Below are 17,686 nucleotides of genomic sequence, written 5' to 3'. Positions count from 1 at the left end.
TATGGGATTATTGCTGACTCGCAAAATGTATTCCAATTATTTAGGTTTATTCAATAATCGGAATGCAGCTTGCTGTTTAAAATTATTTCGCAGGGAGAAGTATGCGCCTGTTTATTATTGTATTATTGGTTCTTATCGCTTGGTTACAATATGATTTCTGGTATGGCAAAAACGGTATGAAAGAATTTACCGCAGTCACAGAGAGTGTAAGCTTACAACAAGCCGCTAATGCTGAATTACATCAACGTAATCAGCAAATGTATGCGGAGATCAAAGATCTTCATGGCGGTAAAGAAGCTGTGGAAGAGCGTGCGCGTACTGATCTTGGTTTGGTGAAACCAGGGGAAACATTTATTCGTGTTGTTGGTGATAGTAACTAATTACACATTTTTAGTTAAGTGATGAGATAACCTTTCATGATCGATAAATGCATTGCTATTGTACCTGCAGCAGGGGTTGGTAGCCGTATGGCCGCTGATCGTCCGAAGCAATATTTAACGATTGCTGGTAAAACGATTCTAGAACATTCGGTTGAGCGTTTATTAAGCTTATCTGAAATCCAACATGTTGTGATTGCAGTAAGTAAGAACGATCCTTACTTTCCGACGTTACCGTTAGCGATGGATCCCCGTATCACTGTGGTTGATGGCGGTAATGAGCGTGTTGATTCCGTATTTTCAGGCCTAGCAGCAATCAATGATGATAACGCATGGGTGATGGTACATGATGCTGCTCGCCCTTGTGTACGTATCGAAGATCTCCGTCAATTAATGGCTGTGGCTGAAACGTCTGAATATGGCGCAATCCTTGCCACGCCAGTACGCGATACCATGAAACGCAGTACTGTTAATTCAAATGCACTCGCAGTGATTGATCACACCGTTGACCGTGAGCAACTATGGCATGCATTAACGCCTCAAATGTTTCGTGCCAGTCAACTACGTGACGCGTTAACGACCGCTTTAGCAAAAGAAGCGGTGATCACAGATGAAGCGTCTGCGCTTGAGTTTTGTGGTTTTTCACCTGTACTGGTGAAAGGACGTGCGGATAATCTAAAAGTGACACAACCTGAAGATTTAGCTTTAGCTGAGTTCTACCTACAACAGTTATTAAAGGAATTACCATAATGCGAATTGGTCATGGTTTTGATGTTCATAAATTTGGTGGTGAAGGCCCGGTAATTATTGGTGGGGTAGCAATCCCTTATGAGCAAGGTCTGATCGCTCATTCTGATGGTGATGTTGCACTACACGCGGTATGTGATGCATTACTTGGCGCAATAGGCGCGGGGGATATTGGTCGTCATTTTCCCGATACAGATGCGGAATGGGCTGGTGCTGATAGCCGATATTTATTACGTGATGTCTACAGTAAAGTTAAAGCACAAGGTTACAGTCTTGGTAATGTAGACGTTACTATTATTGCACAAGCGCCAAAAATGGCGCCGTATATTGATGCGATGTGCCAAGCGATTGCAGAAGATCTGGAAACAGATATCGCCAATGTAAATGTTAAAGCAACGACCTCTGAGCGTTTAGGTTTTACTGGACGTAAAGAAGGCATTGCTTGTGAAGCGGTTGTTTTAATTAAAAAGGTATCTTGAGCTTATGTCTCACTCCAACACTGCAGAAAATATAATGGATTGTTTTAATTGGCTACATGCAAAGCCAATCTGTCACGGACGTCTTAAAGCCAGTCCTCAGGACTTCATCGTTAATGAAGAACTTGGTTTTAAATTTAGCGGTACAGGCGAACACCTGATGGTGAAAATTCGCAAAGTCGGTGAAAACACCAAATATGTAGTGAATGAGTTAGCTAAAGCATGTGGTGTTAAATCACGTGATGTTAGCTGGGCTGGGTTGAAAGATCGCCATGCAATCACAGAGCAATGGTTAAGTGTTCACTTACCGGGTAAAGCTGATCCTGATTTAAGCCAATTTGAAGCTGAACATCCAGGTGTCGAAATTCTTGAAGTGACACGCCATGATAAAAAATTACGCCCAGGTGATTTAGCGGGTAACTGGTTCCAATTACGCCTTACTGATCTAGATAACCTTGATGCATTAACTGAGCGTCTGGAAATGGTCAAAGCACAAGGTGTTGCAAACTATTTTGGTGAGCAGCGTTTTGGTCATGGTGGTAATAACGTGGTTAAAGCACGCGCTTGGGGCAATGATGAATTCCGTGTGCGTGATAAGAGTAAGCGTAGTTTTTACTTATCAGCAGCACGTTCTTGGATGTTTAACCAAGTATTATCAAAGCGAATTGAGCACGGTTCAACCTCAACCATTATGGCAGGCGATTGCTTACAAATGGCAGGAGATGAGCGCACGTTTGTTGCTGATGTGGTAACCGATGAACTCCAACAGCAAGTCAATAGTGGCGAGGTAGCTATTACAGGTCCGTTGCTTGGTGACAATGCTCTGCCTACTCAAGCGGAAGCACAAGCATTTGAGTTGGCAATTGTTGAACAAGAACCCGCATTGGTTAAGCTTGTTCGAGATAACCGAATGCGTCATGATCGTCGTGCATTATTATTAATGCCTAATAATATGCAATGGCATTTTGAAGACAAAGATTTGATTGTTTCATTTGCTCTGCCTGCTGGTAGTTTTGCCACCTCGGTAGTGCGTGAGTTAATCATGCCACTTAAATCTGAGGTTGTGAATGATGAGAATATTGATCAGCAATGATGATGGCATTTTTGCCGAAGGCATCAATACACTTGCAAAAGAATTAAGCCAACTGGCCGATGTAATTGTGGTTGCACCCGATCGAAATCGATCGGGTGCTTCAAATTCATTGACCTTAGATTATCCACTGCGTATTCGACAAGAAGCTGAAAACCGTATTTCAGTACAAGGAACGCCAACTGATTGTGTGCATTTTGCACTGAATGAATGGTTGGATGAACGTCCCGATATTGTCGTTGCAGGGATCAATCATGGCGCTAATTTAGGTGATGACGTGCTGTATTCCGGTACTGTGGCAGCGGCAACAGAAGGGCACTTTCTAGGTGTTCCTGCTATTGCAGTCTCACTTGTTGGTAATACACACTTTATAACGGCAGCAAAGGTTGTTAAACAAGTGATTGAACAGCTATCTAAGCAGCCATTACCCAGCAACAATATATTAAATATAAATGTTCCTGATGTGCCTTTTGAGCAACTTAAACCTTGGCAAGTCACTCGTCTTGGGGCAAGACATCGTGCTGAAAATATGATCAAAGAGCATGACCCAAGAGGCCAACCGCTATATTGGTTAGGCCCTCCCGGTCAATGCCAAGATGCTGGTATTGGTACTGACTTTTATGCGATAGAGCAAGGAGCTGTATCAATCACGCCGCTACAAGTCGATTTAACCGCGCATGATGCCATGGTTGGAATTGAGGGCTGGATGAAAAATGTGGAGATCCAGTAGTCATGCGGTATCAAAATCAAGTAGATAGCTTGATAACATTTTTAAACAATAAAGGGATAAGTAACCAACGCGTTCTCAATGCGATTGCAACAGTGCCTCGAGAGCGTTTTATTGATGAAGCTTTTTCCTATCAGGCATATGAGAATAATGCGTTACCCATAGGTAGCGGACAAACGATTTCTCAGCCTTATATTGTGGCAAGAATGACAGAGTTACTAGGGCTAACCTATCAATCGTCTGTATTAGAGATTGGTACTGGCTCTGGATATCAAACCGCCGTATTAGCTCAACTGGTTGAGCATGTTTATTCTGTTGAACGAATCAAAGCGTTGCAGTGGCAGGCAAAACGACGCTTTAAGCAGTTAGAGTTACATAATATATCAACTAAACATGGCGATGGATGGCAAGGATGGGCAAGCAAAGGTCCCTTTGATGCGATTATCGTGACAGCTGCAGCAAGTGAGATCCCCCAGAGCTTACTTGCTCAACTTGTTGATGGTGGACGATTAATTTTACCTGTTGGTTGTCAACAGCAAGAATTGAAATTAATTGTTCGAAATGGCGAAGCATTTTGCGAAACCGTGATTGAACCCGTAAGATTTGTGCCTTTATTGGCTGGAGATTTGGCTTAAACCATGAATACAGAGTGTATGATGAAAAAAATAATTCAACCTTCCTTGTTAGCAGTGACGAGTATGATCCTGCTATCAGCTTGTAGTAGTCATACACCAGCACCGGTTGCCAATCTCAGCAAAGATTACTCACAATTAGAGCGTGGTAGTTTTAAAGGAAATTCATACACGGTAAAGAAAGGAGATACGTTATATTTTATTTCCTATGTTACTGGGCAAAATGTAAAAGATATTGTGAAAAACAATAATCTATCAGAACCTTATATTATCTACCCAGGTCAGCGCTTAGTGATCCCTAATGGGAGTAATAGCTCATCATATAGTTCTTCAACGCCTCCTGTTGTGGTCAAGCCTCCTGTTGTAAATACCACTCCAACAACACCGAAAAAGCCAGTTGTTAAACAACCAGAGCAAAAAACAACCAATAAAACGGTTGCACAGCCAAAACCAAAAGAGTACTCTGAAAACTCAAAAGTTAACAAACCTGTAACAACTAAACCAAGTACAAGTTCAGCAACATCTAAATGGGCTTGGCCTGTAAAAGGGAAAATTATTGCTGGTTTTTCTAATTCAGATAACGGCAATAGAGGTATTGATATTGCAGGTACGCGAGGAGAAGCCATTAAGGCGACTGCCGCAGGTCTTGTTGTATATGCTGGTGATGCGCTACCGGGTTACGGTAATTTAGTCATTATTAAGCATGGTGAAGACTACTTAAGTGCTTATGCACACAACGACAAAATTTTAGTAAAAGAACAACAACAAGTAAAAGCTGGGCAAAAGATAGCTTCCATGGGAAGCACTGGGGCTAGCAGTGTAAGGCTACACTTTGAAATTCGCTATAAGGGTAAATCCGTCGATCCGATGCGTTATTTACCGAAGTAAAAGTGAAAGATCAATGATGCAGCAATAAGAGATGACATGATGAAGTTGTAATGTCTTGCTAACTCGCCATCTGGGAGGCGCTATGAGTAGAAGCAGCACAGCCACAAACCTTGATTCATTCACTTTAGACGAAGAACTGGATATTGATGTACCAGCACCTACGTCTGCTGATGATAGTTCTGAAACTACCGCAGCATCACCTGTAACCGATGATACAGATGATGCTGAACTTGCCAAATATGAGGCCACTCAAAAAGCACTGGATGCAACTCAACTCTATCTCGGTGAAATTGGCTATTCGCCATTACTTACCGCAGAAGAAGAAGTACTGTATGCACGTCGCGCATTAAGAGGCGATGAAGTCGCCCGTAAACGTATGATTGAAAGTAATCTTCGTTTAGTTGTAAAAATATCACGCCGTTATAGTAATCGAGGACTTGCGTTACTCGACTTAGTCGAAGAAGGTAATTTAGGCTTGATCCGCGCGGTTGAGAAATTTGATCCCGAGCGTGGATTCCGTTTTTCTACCTATGCTACATGGTGGATCCGTCAAACGATTGAACGGGCTATCATGAATCAAACCCGTACTATTCGGTTGCCAATCCATGTCGTTAAAGAGCTCAATGTCTATTTACGTACAGCACGTGAATTAGCACAAAAGCTGGATCATGAGCCAACGGCAGAAGATATCGCTCAACAATTGGAAAAACCGGTTGATGATGTGAACCGTATGCTGCGCTTAAATGAGCGTGTGAGCTCGGTAGATAATCCGATCGGTGGGGATTCCGAAAAAGCACTACTTGATATCATTCCTGATGAGAAAGGTGGTAGTCCTGAATCATCAACCCAAGACGATGATATTAAAAACTCGATTGTTCACTGGTTACAAGAACTCAACCCTAAACAACGTGAAGTGTTAGCGCGTCGATTTGGCCTATTAGGTTATGAAGCCTCAACATTAGAAGATGTGGGACGAGAAATTGGTTTAACCCGTGAACGAGTACGTCAAATTCAAGTTGAAGGTTTACGACGTTTACGTGATATGTTGACTCATCAAGGGTTAAATATCGAATCACTATTTAATCAAGAAGTTTAGATTCAATATGGCGCTAACAATTATTTAAATCACTTTTGACGTGCCAATAATAAATTTAAAGTAATAAAAAAGGACGCTGAAGCGTCCTTTTTTATATCTGATTTCAATGATTTTTAATTAAAGCAGCGCTTTTAAACGATAAAGCTCATCAAGTGCTTGGCGTGGTGTTAACTCATCAGGATTAACGTTTGCTAAAGCTTCTTCTACTTCACTCGGCTCTGGGATCAAACTTAATTGATGCTCTTCTTTAGGTGCGCCCGTTGTGATTTCGTTAGGTTGCAGAGCTTGCTGGTGGCCAGATGCCTCCAATTGCTGTAGTTTGATCTTAGCGCGTTTAATCACCGTCTTAGGTACGCCAGCTAAGCTCGCTACCGCTAAACCATAAGACTTGCTTGCGGCACCTTCTTGTACAGCATGCATAAAGGCGATTTCATCACCATGCTCAACGGCATCAAGGTGAACGTTAGCTAACCCTGTTAACAGTGATGGCAGCTCAGTCAATTCAAAGTAATGAGTCGCAAAAAGTGTCATGGCTGATATTTTATCCGCGAGCCATTCCGCACTTGCCCATGCCAGCGATAAGCCGTCATAAGTACTAGTACCACGACCAATTTCATCCATTAAGACTAAACTTTGCTTGGTAGCATTGTGAAGAATATTAGCCGTCTCTGTCATTTCAACCATGAAAGTTGAGCGACCAGATGCTAAGTCATCAGAGGCTCCAATACGGGTAAAGATACGATCTAATGGGCCAATTTTTACCGCTTCAGCTGGGACAAAAGAGCCGACATGTGCCATTAACGCAATTAATGCAGTTTGACGCATATAGGTTGATTTACCACCCATATTCGGACCAGTAATAATTAGCATACGGCGGTCTTGATGCAGCGAAATAGGGTTGGCAATGAACGGTTCGCTTAGCACATGCTCAACGACAGGGTGACGACCTGCTGTGATTTCGATACCTGTTTCTGTCATTAATTCAGGACGACAGTAATTAAGGCTATCAGCACGTTCAGCAAGGTTGGTTAATACATCAAGCTCTGATAATGCACTTGCTGCATTTTGCAGTTGTTCAAGGTGAGGCAATAGCTTATCAAACAGCTCTTCCCATAATTTCTTCTCAAGAGCGAGTGCTTTTGATTTAGAGTTTAAGACTTTATCTTCATGCTCTTTAAGCTCAGGGATGATGTAACGCTCTGCGTTTTTCAGTGTTTGGCGACGAACATAATGACTTGGTACTAAGTGACTTTGACCGCGGCTTACTTGAATAAAGAAACCGTGCACTTGGTTGAAGCCAACTTTTAGGCTGTCGATGTCGTGACGTTCGCGTTCACTGGCTTCTAATTCTTCTAAGAATTTAGTTGCGCCATCGGCTAAATCGCGCCACTCATCAAGTTCTGCGTTATAACCCGGTGCAAGAACGCCACCATCACGAATGATAACCGGTGGATTTTCAATAATGGCATGCTCAAGTAATTCACATAGCTCGTCCATTGGCGCTGCATGAGAGGCTAAGTCATTAATGCGTGATTGGGGTATTTCCGCTAATAATTCAGCAAGTTCTGGTAGATACTGCATTGCTGTTCGCATGCGTGCTAAATCGCGTGGACGTGCTGAACGTAATGCAAGACGCGCAAGAATACGTTCTAAGTCACCCATGTGACGCAAGACACCCGATACATCGACAAACATGCCGCTATTTTTAAATGCTTCAATGGCATCTAGGCGACCATTTAATTGTTTTTGATCGCAAATAGGTTGGTGAAGCCAGCGTTTTAATAAACGACTCCCCATCGGCGTTGCGGTTTGATCGAGGACGGCTGCTAGCGTGTTATCGTAGCCACCGGCAAGGTTTTGCGTTAACTCTAAATTGCGACGTGTCGCAGCATCTAAGATAACCGCATGATCTTTAGTATCTAAAGTGATCGCACGAATATGTGGTAATGCCGTACGTTGGGTGTCTTTGACATATTGCATTAAACAGCCAGCCGCACATAGCCCTAACTCCGCATTCTCAACCCCAAAGCCGATTAAGTCACGGGTACCAAATTGCAGAGTTAGTTGCTGGCGCGCGGTATCTAATTCAAATTCCCAAATAGGGCGACGACGTTTACCTTTAAACGGTTCTACTAAATGTAGGTAGGTAAAATCTTCAGGATAAAGTAGTTCAGCAGGGCTAGTACGTTGTAGCTCAGCCTGCATTTCTTCTTCGCTGTTTGGCTCTGTGAGCATGAAGCGACCAGAGGTGATATCTAATGTTGCGTAGCCAAATTTATTATTTGCAGTATAAATAGCGGCAATTAAGTTATCACGTCGCTCATTGAGTAACGCTTCATCACTGACAGTTCCTGGAGTGACGATACGCACGACTTTACGTTCTACAGGGCCTTTACTGGTAGCCGGATCACCAATTTGCTCACAAATCGCAACAGATACACCTTGCTGAACCAATTTAGCTAAATAACCTTCAACCGCATGGTAAGGCACACCGGCCATCGGAATAGGTTCGCCATTGGTTGAGCCACGTTTTGTTAGCGAAATATCAAGCAGTTGAGAGGCACGTTTCGCATCATCAAAAAACATTTCATAGAAATCACCCATGCGATAGAACAATAATATATCAGGATTCTCAGCTTTGATTCTTAAGAACTGCTGCATCATAGGTGTATGTTTTTCTAAGCCTTTTATCGTCACGATATTGCCTACTCTTGCTTGAACGTGGTCATGCCTACATAACAGCATGACCAATGAATATTTGATCGCTAAGGATACGTGAATCTGACTATAGGGCAAAGTAGCGAAATACGTTTTTTTAGATATTTGCAACAGCCTTAGATAGGCGTAAAGTCGAGAAAAGAAATTGTAATTCATATTACGAAACGAAATATCGAGAGCATTTCACGTTGATAACGCTAGCAAGGAGCAAATAAAAATGAATATCGAACAGCTTGCGACAGATTTAGGTCAGGCATTAAAAAATAAAAATTGGGTTGCAACGACAGCGGAATCTTGCACTGGAGGCGGTGTTGCTTACGCGATCACTGAGATTGCGGGCAGTTCTGCTTGGTTTAATCGCTCGTTTGTTACCTATAGCAACGAAGCAAAGCAAGAAATGTTAAGTGTTTCTAGCGCGACGTTAGCAGAATTTGGTGCGGTAAGTGAAGCTGTGGTATTTGAAATGGCATGTGGTGCATTAGCGGCTTCACGAGCAGATATCAGTGTGGCGATCAGTGGTATTGCTGGTCCTGATGGTGGCAGTGAAGAAAAACCTGTGGGTACAGTCTGGTTCTGTTGGGCTGATGCAACGGGTTGGCGACAAACAACGTGTTGCCATTTTGAAGGCGATCGAAAAAATATACGATTACAAGCGATTGCTAAAGCATTGTCTGCCATGCTTGAACGAGCAACAACTGTGGCGGAGTAGCACAAGGCTATGCACATTTAACAAAAAAATTATGATCACCTATAGACACTGTATGAATAGACAGTATACTAGGCGACATAGAAATACTTCACTCATTTCATTTTAGCATCCGTTGGAGAGTCGAATGGACGACAACAAACAAAAGGCTCTTGCCGCAGCGTTAGGCCAGATTGAGAAGCAGTTCGGTAAAGGTTCAATCATGAAGTTGGGCGATAACCGTACTATGGATATCGAAACCATTTCAACCGGTTCATTATCACTAGATATTGCACTGGGTGCTGGTGGTCTGCCAATGGGACGTATTGTAGAAATTTACGGTCCAGAATCATCAGGTAAAACAACCTTAACCCTTGAAACGATTGCAGCAGCTCAGCGTAAAGGAAAAACCTGTGCTTTCATCGATGCTGAACACGCACTTGATCCTATTTATGCACAGAAGCTAGGTGTTGATATTGATCAGCTATTAGTTTCTCAGCCAGATACAGGTGAGCAAGCGCTTGAAATTTGTGATGCATTAGCTCGCTCAGGCGCTGTTGATTTAATCGTTGTTGACTCAGTGGCAGCTCTAACACCTAAAGCTGAAATCGAAGGTGAAATGGGTGACTCACACATGGGTTTACAAGCGCGTATGCTTTCACAAGCGATGCGTAAGTTAACGGGTAACCTTAAGCAGTCAAACTGTATGTGTATCTTCATCAACCAGATCCGTATGAAGATCGGTGTGATGTTTGGTAACCCTGAAACGACTACTGGTGGTAATGCACTGAAGTTCTATGCTTCTGTTCGTCTTGATATCCGTCGTACTGGCGCAATCAAAGAAGGTGACGAAGTTGTTGGTAACGAAACACGCATTAAAGTGGTTAAAAACAAAATTGCAGCACCGTTTAAGCAAGCTGAAACTCAAATCCTTTACGGTCAAGGTTTTAACCGTAACGGTGAGCTAATTGATTTAGGCGTTAAGCATAAACTAGTAGAAAAAGCGGGTGCTTGGTACAGTTACCAAGGTGATAAAATTGGTCAAGGTAAGGCAAACTCTTGTAAGTACCTTGTCGAAAACCCTGCGATTGCCGCTGAAATTGAGACAAAATTACGTGACTTGCTGCTAACACCTGTAACTGAAGGTGATCAAGTTGACGAGAAAAATAGTGATATTGAAGAAGACGAAGCATTCTAAATTACGTTAACTTCGTATCAAGAAACCCAATCTTAGGATTGGGTTTTTTTATATCTGGTGTATTTTATTAATAGAATGAAAATTAGATCCTCCGTAGCACCATGTTTTGTTTTAATATAGAGGAACGTTATTTTTATTTGACTAAGCTATAACGCTAACTCATTGATATTGCTTAATAGGTATATACAAAGTGAAAGACGGTTTTTCGTTATTGCGTTGGATAGGACGCATTTTTCGGCGTTTCGCGTTATGGCTATATAGTATTAGGCATATTTTTGTCGCGTTATTTGTATTGGTTAATAGCGGTTTAATTTTCCATACTATTTATGGTTTACCGATTGATCTGATTACGATCTTTAATGTGAAAGATTATGAGCAAATTAACCATAGCTTTTTAACCAATGCGCCTTATTTCATGTTGGGCGTATTTATAGCTTTGAGCTCTATTGGACTCTTTTTTCGAGCTCGAATATCGTGGATGATCAGTTTCACTTTAATGATCATCGATACGCTTTACACCGCGCACATCCACCCTGATCAGACGCACAATATTCACTATGGCTTAATTTCTTTATTAATTTTGTTTTTAGTTCGTCGCCATTTTTCAAGAAGCAGTGTTGCGGCAGGTAGTATTTTTGCGTTGATCAGCGTGATCACTTTGATGCTAACGTCAACCTATGGTGCGCTGTATTTTGGTGATGGTTTTGACCCTAAAATTACCTCATTATTGACCGCGTTTTACTACGCAATAGAAACCATGTCGACAGTGGGATATGGTGATATTGTTCCCGTTTCGGAGCCTGCGCGATTATTTACTATTTCAGTCATTGTTTCAGGTATCACGGTCTTTGCCACATCGGCGACGTCAGTATTAGGTCCTGTTGTTCATAGTGGTTTTGAGCGACTTGTTAAAGGTAATACTAAAAAAATGAATAGAACCAATCATTTTATTATTTGTGGCTTATCTAGCCTTGCAATAAATACAATAAAACAACTGTCTTCTCGTAAACAACCTATCACCGTGATCGTATCTCCTCGTACTCAACAAGCAGCGAAGGATTTACTTGAAGATTTGGATGTTGTAGTGGGGGATTACAGCGACGGTGAGATCTTAACTCAAGCCGGTGTGATGAATGCAAAAGCGGTGCTCGCATTAAGTGATGACGATGCTGATAATGCCTTTATTGTGTTGTCTGCGATTGAATTGGAAAGCAATGCACGTACGGTTGCACTGGTAAATGACAGTAAAAATATTAATAAAGTGAAAAGTGTGAATCCTGATATTGTGATTTCACCGCAGCAATTTGCTAGTGATATTTTAGCGCGAGTGTTAAATGGTGAAAGTATTGATAGCGACTCCATCGTGTCTTCACTTCTTAACTCTGTTCAAGGCTTATCAGCAAAAGAGATCTCGAAGTAGGTAGCCAAAGAGCGTTTATTTAATAAATTACACGAACGTCTTATTCAATCTTGAGCAATCACCTACCAAATGCATTAAATAATCGGATTATTTAGTGCATTTTCCCACATAACATTTTCAGTTATTGCTGCCGTTGTTTTACAATAGCCCCCAAAAAATTTATCTTAGTTCGATTACTCAGCTCGACCTTTTTAATAAAGTATGTTTTTCATACCCCAAAGGGCGAGGAGGAAGATCACATAAGTATGATTTTCTGTCTTTCAATAAAGCATTAATTCAGGATTTGCCAATGTACATGAGCACTGATGAGATCCGCCGTGCGTATCTTGCGTTTTTCGAGAGCAAAGGCCACCAAATAGTGGAAAGCTCTTCTCTTGTACCTGCGAATGACCCAACGTTGTTATTCACTAACGCAGGTATGAACCAATTTAAAGATACATTTCTAGGTCTTGAAAAGCGTAGCTATACCCGAGCAACAACGGCTCAGCGCTGTGTACGCGCAGGTGGTAAGCATAACGACCTTGAAAATGTAGGTTTTACTGCTCGTCACCATACTTTCTTTGAAATGTTAGGTAATTTCAGCTTTGGCGATTACTTCAAGCACGATGCAATTGCATACGCTTGGGAGTTCTTAACTTCTGTTCTAAAACTGCCAGCCGATCGTTTGGTTGTGACTGTTTATGAAACCGATGACGAAGCATTTGAAATCTGGAACAAAGAAGTAGGTATTCCTGCAGATCGTATCGTTCGTATCGGCGATAAGAAAGGTGGCAAGCCTTTTGAGTCTGACAACTTCTGGCAAATGGGCGACACAGGTCCTTGTGGTCCATGTACAGAAATTTTCTACGATCACGGTGATCATATTTGGGGTGGTCGTCCTGGCACACCAGAAGAAGATGGTGACCGTTTCATTGAGATCTGGAACAACGTATTTATGCAGTTCAACCGTCAAGCTGACGGTACAATGGAACCGCTACCTAAGCCTTCTGTTGATACAGGCATGGGTATTGAGCGTATTGCTGCAATCATGCAAGGCGTACACTCAAACTACGAAATCGACATTTTCCAAACGCTAATTAAAGAAGCGGCGAAAGTGATCGGCTTTGAAGATCTGTCTAACCAATCACTACGCGTTGTGGCTGACCACATCCGTTCATGTGCTTACTTGATCTCTGATGGTGTTATGCCGTCAAACGAAGGTCGTGGTTACGTACTTCGTCGTATTATCCGTCGCGCAGTACGTCACGGTAACAAGCTAGGCGCACAAGGTGCATTCTTCTACAAGCTTGTTGGTCCTCTTGCTGAGATCATGGGTACCGCTGGTGAAGAGCTAAAAGCACAGCAAGAACTAGTAGAAAAAGTTCTTAAGATTGAAGAAGACAACTTTGGTCGTACTCTTGACCGAGGTTTGACAATTCTTAACGAAGCACTCGATAACTTAGACGGTAAAGTGCTTGATGGTGAAACAGTATTTAAACTATACGATACGTACGGTTTCCCTGCTGATTTAACCAACGATGTTGCTCGTGAGCGTGGCTTCACTATTGATGAAGACGGTTTTGAAGCGGCAATGGAAGAACAACGTCAACGTGCTCGTGATGCAGGTAACTTTGGTGTTGATTACAACGATGCAATCAAAGTTGATGCTGAAACAGAATTCTGTGGTTACAGCGCAACAGACGGTGAAGGTGAAATTGTTGCCCTATACCGTGATGGTGTTGCTGTTGATAGCGTAAATGCAGGTGAAGAGGCGCTAGTCGTACTAACGAATACACCATTCTATGCAGAGTCAGGTGGTCAGTGTGGTGATAGCGGTATTCTTACTGCTGAAGGTGTACTGTTCAACGTTGCTGATACGCAAAAGTTTGGTGCAGCAATTGGTCATAAAGGTCAAGTTGCTGAAGGTACACTAACTGTTGGTCAAAAACTAACAGCGTCTGTAGATTCAGCGCGCCGTGCAGCAATCAGCCTAAACCACTCAGCAACACACCTAATGCACGCAGCATTGCGTAACATTTTAGGTGAGCATGTAGCTCAGAAAGGTTCATTAGTAAAAGCTGATGGTCTACGTTTCGATTTCTCTAACCTAGAAGCAGTTAAACCAGAACAACTACGTGCTGTAGAAACCATGGTTAACGACCAAATCCGTGCTAACCATGCGATTGAAACCAATATCATGGACATCGAAGCGGCGAAAGCGAAAGGTGCAATGGCATTGTTTGGCGAGAAGTACGATGATGAAGTACGTGTACTAAGCATGGGTGAGTTCTCAACTGAGCTTTGTGGTGGTATTCACGCAACGCGTACAGGTGACATCGGTCTATTTAAGATCCTATCTGAGAGCGGTATCGCTGCGGGTATTCGTCGTATTGAAGCGGTAACAGGTGCTGCTGCAATCGAAGCGATGCACACTGAAGATGCAATGCTTGCTAAGACTGCTCGTCTAGTAAAATCGGATTCAGCATCAGTTGTTAGCAAAGTGGAAGCATTAGTTTCGCACAGCAAGCAACTAGAAAAAGAAATTCAACAATTAAAAGATAAGTTAGCGGCTCAAGAAGGCGCAAATCTTATCAACCAAGCGCAAGAGATCAACGGCGTTAAAGTTTTAATCGCAAAACTTAACGGTGCTGATAATAAAGCCCTTCGTGGCATGGTTGATGAACTTAAAAATCAGCTAGGCAGTGGTGTTGTTCTACTTGGTAATGTAAGCGACGATAAAGTTGGCTTGATTGCTGGTGTAACAAAAGATCTTGTTGGCAAAGTTAAAGCGGGTGAACTAGTTAACCTAGTTGCTCAACAAGTTGGCGGCAAGGGCGGTGGTCGTCCTGATATGGCGCAAGCAGGCGGTACAGATGCAGCAGCATTACCTGCAGCACTAGAAACCGTTGCACCATGGCTAGCTGATAAACTGTAATTACTGGAGAGGTAATGTGGCACTATTAGTGCAGAAATTTGGTGGAACATCGGTTGGCTCAATAGAGCGAATTGAAGCGGTGGCTGAGCGTGTGATAAAAGCACGCCAGTCAGGCCATCAAGTTGTCGTTGTTCTTTCTGCGATGGCAGGGGAGACCAATCGTTTATTAGGTTTAGCTAAGCAAATAGACGAAATACCAACACCGCGTGAGCTAGATGTATTGCTTGCAGCGGGAGAGCAGGTGTCAATTGCCTTGTTAGCCATGGCATTGAATAAACGTGGCTACAGTGCGGTATCGTTGATCGCTGATCAAGTTGTTATTCGAACAGATAATGCATTTAATAATGCCACTATTCGTGAAGTTGAAACGCAGCGAATAACCGCATTACTTGGCGACGATAACATTGTTATTGTCGCTGGCTTTCAAGGTCGTGATATTGACGGCAATATTACGACATTGGGGCGCGGTGGTTCTGATACCACCGCAGTAGCGATTGCAAGTGCGTTAGATGCAGACGAATGTCAGATCTTTACTGATGTTGATGGCGTTTATTCTACCGATCCAAGAATTGTTCCTACAGCAATACGACTCGATGTCATTCATTTTGACTACATGACGTCAATGGCTCGTTTAGGTGCGAAAGTACTACAGCTACAATCTGTTGAGTATGCTTGCCAGCATCGTGTTCCACTTCGTGTACTTTCTTCTTTTGATGATAGTGAAGGGACGCTAGTAAATTTTGATAGTATGGTTTCATCAACTATCATTGGTATCGCGTTACAAAATCAACATGCGTTGCTTGAAATAGCGCTTCCAGAAACTGAGATCAACAAACATTTAGCATTATTTGGTGGAACTGCTTGGATTATTGCTCATGCAAGTGATGAGAATAAATCACAAATAGTTGTTGTAAATGATGATATTGCACGCTTGAAGCTAGTTTTTGATAGTAAAATACGCCATATTGGTATGGTCTCCATTCTTTCCTTGGTGGGAGAGAATACGGAACATTATTTGGATTCTGTTCAAAAGGTGTTAAAGGAGGCTAACATTAAAGTGCATACTTATCAGAGTGACAAAAAATGCTTATCTTTGTTAATTAATGATGATGATCATGTCGCTGCTGTAGATTTAATCCATAAAAGGTTTGTGGTTGACGGTCAAAGTCTGGATAATCAATCATATCTCGCTGTTTCTTGAGCAGTGGCTATTTACGAAATCGTAAATAATATTGGATAATAAACGTTAAATTCTTATAAGATTGAGATGACTCAAGGAGCACATAAATGTTAATTTTGACACGTCGCGTAGGTGAAACCCTAATGATCGGTGATGAAGTGACCGTAACTGTTTTAGGTGTTAAAGGTAACCAAGTACGTATTGGTGTTAATGCACCTAAAGAAGTATCTGTTCACCGCGAAGAAATTTACATGCGAATTCAAGCGGAAAAAGAAACAGACTCTCAGGGTTCTGGTAACTATTAATTTGAAGAAGGTCTGGTATAAAAACCAGGCCTTTTTTGTATCTGTAATAAATGAATGCGTTTAAATATTTATTTAATCGTCAGTAGTTACAGAACCAATTCAGTTAAAAGTAAGTGAATATTTCAACGCTTACGTTGTATAAATTACCTCATTGACTATTAAGTACGCATGCGGTTCGTGATTGTTATTTTTTATCAATAAAGTGATTGACTTATTTTTGGCTGACAGTAATATGAGCCCCCGAAAGACGGTGAGGTGGCCGAGAGGCTGAAGGCGCTCCCCTGCTAAGGGAGTATACGGTTTATCCCGTATCGAGGGTTCGAATCCCTCCTTCACCGCCATCTTTCAACTTGTTTTATTTTGATAAAATAAGTTAGCCAATAAGGCATTTAGTGCGCGCGTAGCTCAGCTGGATAGAGTACCTGGCTACGAACCAGGCGGTCGGAGGTTCGAATCCTCCCGCGCGCACCATTATTTAGAGTGATAAGTGGTAAACTTGTTATTCGCACCGATTTGTGTGGTGAGGTGGCCGAGAGGCTGAAGGCGCTCCCCTGCTAAGGGAGTATACGGTTTATCCCGTATCGAGGGTTCGAATCCCTCCTTCACCGCCATTCTTTATTGATGGCAACGTTGTTGATATCAGTATGGTGTTTTCTTTAGCGAGAAACACCCAGTGCGCGCGTAGCTCAGCTGGATAGAGTACCTGGCTACGAACCAGGCGGTCGGAGGTTCGAATCCTCCCGCGCGCACCATTATTTAGAGTGATGAGTGGTAAACTTGTTATTCACACCGATTTGTGTGGTGAGGTGGCCGAGAGGCTGAAGGCGCTCCCCTGCTAAGGGAGTATACGGTTTATCCCGTATCGAGGGTTCGAATCCCTCCTTCACCGCCATTTATTTTGCTTTCGTCAACGATTATCGCAAGGTAAGGTTTGTCGACTGCATTATTTCCTTTTATAGCTAAAAGGAATATCTTTCCTAAAGAAAGAGCAGTGCGCGCGTAGCTCAGCTGGATAGAGTACCTGGCTACGAACCAGGCGGTCGGAGGTTCGAATCCTCCCGCGCGCACCATTATTTAAAGTGATAAGCCTTAATGCTTGTTACTGTTACACTGATTTAGTGCGCGCGTAGCTCAGCTGGATAGAGTACCTGGCTACGAACCAGGCGGTCGGAGGTTCGAATCCTCCCGCGCGCACCATTATTTAAAGTGATAAGCCTCAATGCTTGTTACTGT

15 protein-coding genes and 7 tRNA genes are annotated in these 17,686 nt (G+C 42.5%); 21 read left to right on the top strand and 1 reads right to left on the bottom strand.

Going from position 1 to position 17,686, the window contains the following annotated elements:
- The first annotated feature begins 101 nt into the window (after positions 1-101).
- From ftsB to rpoS, 8 genes are all read left to right on the top strand, one after another.
- Positions 102-380, top strand: coding sequence for a cell division protein FtsB (gene ftsB / locus BTO08_RS10605; RefSeq protein WP_105060921.1), 279 nt, complete (start codon positions 102-104; stop codon positions 378-380).
- Between the two features lie 36 nt (positions 381-416).
- Entirely contained in the window at positions 417-1,127 is a 711-nt protein-coding gene (ispD, locus tag BTO08_RS10600) for a 2-C-methyl-D-erythritol 4-phosphate cytidylyltransferase (protein WP_105060920.1), read from the top strand.
- Positions 1,127-1,603, top strand: coding sequence for a 2-C-methyl-D-erythritol 2,4-cyclodiphosphate synthase (gene ispF, locus BTO08_RS10595; RefSeq protein WP_105060919.1), 477 nt, complete (start codon positions 1,127-1,129; stop codon positions 1,601-1,603). The genes ispD and ispF overlap by 1 nt, the downstream gene beginning before the upstream one ends.
- Positions 1,604-1,637: 34 nt before the next feature.
- Positions 1,638-2,693, top strand: coding sequence for a tRNA pseudouridine(13) synthase TruD (truD, locus tag BTO08_RS10590; protein ID WP_105061333.1), 1,056 nt, complete (start codon positions 1,638-1,640; stop codon positions 2,691-2,693).
- The gene (gene surE, locus BTO08_RS10585; RefSeq protein ID WP_105060918.1) at positions 2,671-3,420 is read left to right on the top strand and encodes a 5'/3'-nucleotidase SurE; all 750 of its coding nucleotides are present in this window, start codon (positions 2,671-2,673) and stop codon (positions 3,418-3,420) included. The genes truD and surE overlap by 23 nt, the downstream gene beginning before the upstream one ends.
- A 2-nt stretch (positions 3,421-3,422) precedes the next feature.
- On the top strand, positions 3,423-4,052 hold the full coding sequence (locus tag BTO08_RS10580; protein WP_005371478.1) for a protein-L-isoaspartate(D-aspartate) O-methyltransferase: 630 nt from the start codon (positions 3,423-3,425) through the stop codon (positions 4,050-4,052).
- A 21-nt stretch (positions 4,053-4,073) separates the two neighbouring features.
- Positions 4,074-4,937: a peptidoglycan DD-metalloendopeptidase family protein gene (locus tag BTO08_RS10575; protein WP_105060917.1), complete on the top strand. Its 864-nt coding sequence runs from the start codon at positions 4,074-4,076 to the stop codon at positions 4,935-4,937.
- A gap of 82 nt (positions 4,938-5,019) precedes the next feature.
- On the top strand, positions 5,020-6,033 hold the full coding sequence (gene rpoS / locus BTO08_RS10570) for an RNA polymerase sigma factor RpoS (protein WP_105060916.1): 1,014 nt from the start codon (positions 5,020-5,022) through the stop codon (positions 6,031-6,033).
- A 117-nt stretch (positions 6,034-6,150) separates the two neighbouring features.
- Here rpoS and mutS read toward each other — a convergent pair whose 3' ends face one another.
- Positions 6,151-8,730 (bottom strand): DNA mismatch repair protein MutS, encoded by a 2,580-nt coding sequence (gene mutS, locus BTO08_RS10565; protein WP_105060915.1) that lies wholly within the window; start codon positions 8,728-8,730, stop codon positions 6,151-6,153.
- A gap of 238 nt (positions 8,731-8,968) precedes the next feature.
- Here mutS and pncC point away from each other — a divergent pair, with 238 nt between their 5' ends.
- The 13 genes from pncC to BTO08_RS10500 all read left to right on the top strand — a co-directional run bounded on the left by pncC (position 8,969) and on the right by BTO08_RS10500 (position 17,650).
- Entirely contained in the window at positions 8,969-9,460 is a 492-nt protein-coding gene (gene pncC / locus BTO08_RS10560) for a nicotinamide-nucleotide amidase (RefSeq protein WP_105060914.1), read from the top strand.
- A gap of 124 nt (positions 9,461-9,584) precedes the next feature.
- Positions 9,585-10,634 carry a recombinase RecA gene (gene recA / locus BTO08_RS10555; protein WP_005371483.1) on the top strand — a complete coding sequence of 350 codons (1,050 nt, stop codon included), beginning with the start codon at positions 9,585-9,587 and terminating at the stop codon, positions 10,632-10,634.
- A gap of 190 nt (positions 10,635-10,824) precedes the next feature.
- Positions 10,825-12,054, top strand: coding sequence for a voltage-gated potassium channel protein (gene kch / locus BTO08_RS10550; protein WP_105060913.1), 1,230 nt, complete (start codon positions 10,825-10,827; stop codon positions 12,052-12,054).
- Between the two features lie 289 nt (positions 12,055-12,343).
- Positions 12,344-14,968 carry an alanine--tRNA ligase gene (gene alaS, locus BTO08_RS10545; RefSeq protein ID WP_045150076.1) on the top strand — a complete coding sequence of 875 codons (2,625 nt, stop codon included), beginning with the start codon at positions 12,344-12,346 and terminating at the stop codon, positions 14,966-14,968.
- Between the two features lie 16 nt (positions 14,969-14,984).
- Entirely contained in the window at positions 14,985-16,169 is a 1,185-nt protein-coding gene (locus tag BTO08_RS10540) for an aspartate kinase (RefSeq protein ID WP_105060912.1), read from the top strand.
- 86 nt (positions 16,170-16,255) lie between these two features.
- Entirely contained in the window at positions 16,256-16,453 is a 198-nt protein-coding gene (csrA, locus tag BTO08_RS10535; RefSeq protein ID WP_005371488.1) for a carbon storage regulator CsrA, read from the top strand.
- A 249-nt stretch (positions 16,454-16,702) separates the two neighbouring features.
- Positions 16,703-16,794, top strand: a tRNA-Ser gene (locus tag BTO08_RS10530).
- 53 nt (positions 16,795-16,847) lie between these two features.
- Positions 16,848-16,924, top strand: a tRNA-Arg gene (locus BTO08_RS10525).
- Between the two features lie 48 nt (positions 16,925-16,972).
- Positions 16,973-17,064, top strand: a tRNA-Ser gene (locus tag BTO08_RS10520).
- A 64-nt stretch (positions 17,065-17,128) separates the two neighbouring features.
- Positions 17,129-17,205 (top strand) — tRNA-Arg (locus BTO08_RS10515).
- A 48-nt stretch (positions 17,206-17,253) separates the two neighbouring features.
- Positions 17,254-17,345: transfer RNA gene (locus BTO08_RS10510), tRNA-Ser, on the top strand.
- Positions 17,346-17,446: 101 nt separating this feature from the next.
- A tRNA-Arg gene (locus BTO08_RS10505) sits at positions 17,447-17,523 on the top strand.
- A 50-nt stretch (positions 17,524-17,573) separates the two neighbouring features.
- Positions 17,574-17,650, top strand: a tRNA-Arg gene (locus BTO08_RS10500).
- The last annotated feature ends 36 nt before the right edge of the window (positions 17,651-17,686 follow it).

The organism is Photobacterium angustum (assembly GCF_002954615.1).
GTDB lineage: Bacteria > Pseudomonadota > Gammaproteobacteria > Enterobacterales > Vibrionaceae > Photobacterium > Photobacterium angustum_A.
The sequence above is the reverse complement of the archived record's forward strand: the minus strand, read 5'-3'. Positions and strand labels throughout refer to the sequence as shown.

Coding starts and splice junctions, on each gene's coding strand:
- ftsB (WP_105060921.1), top strand. CDS start 102: ATGCGCCTGTTTATTATTGTATTATTGGTTCTTATCGCTTGGTTACAA.
- ispD (WP_105060920.1), top strand. CDS start 417: ATGATCGATAAATGCATTGCTATTGTACCTGCAGCAGGGGTTGGTAGC.
- ispF (WP_105060919.1), top strand. CDS start 1,127: ATGCGAATTGGTCATGGTTTTGATGTTCATAAATTTGGTGGTGAAGGC.
- truD (WP_105061333.1), top strand. CDS start 1,638: ATGGATTGTTTTAATTGGCTACATGCAAAGCCAATCTGTCACGGACGT.
- surE (WP_105060918.1), top strand. CDS start 2,671: ATGAGAATATTGATCAGCAATGATGATGGCATTTTTGCCGAAGGCATC.
- BTO08_RS10580 (WP_005371478.1), top strand. CDS start 3,423: ATGCGGTATCAAAATCAAGTAGATAGCTTGATAACATTTTTAAACAAT.
- BTO08_RS10575 (WP_105060917.1), top strand. CDS start 4,074: ATGAAAAAAATAATTCAACCTTCCTTGTTAGCAGTGACGAGTATGATC.
- rpoS (WP_105060916.1), top strand. CDS start 5,020: ATGAGTAGAAGCAGCACAGCCACAAACCTTGATTCATTCACTTTAGAC.
- pncC (WP_105060914.1), top strand. CDS start 8,969: ATGAATATCGAACAGCTTGCGACAGATTTAGGTCAGGCATTAAAAAAT.
- recA (WP_005371483.1), top strand. CDS start 9,585: ATGGACGACAACAAACAAAAGGCTCTTGCCGCAGCGTTAGGCCAGATT.
- alaS (WP_045150076.1), top strand. CDS start 12,344: ATGTACATGAGCACTGATGAGATCCGCCGTGCGTATCTTGCGTTTTTC.
- csrA (WP_005371488.1), top strand. CDS start 16,256: ATGTTAATTTTGACACGTCGCGTAGGTGAAACCCTAATGATCGGTGAT.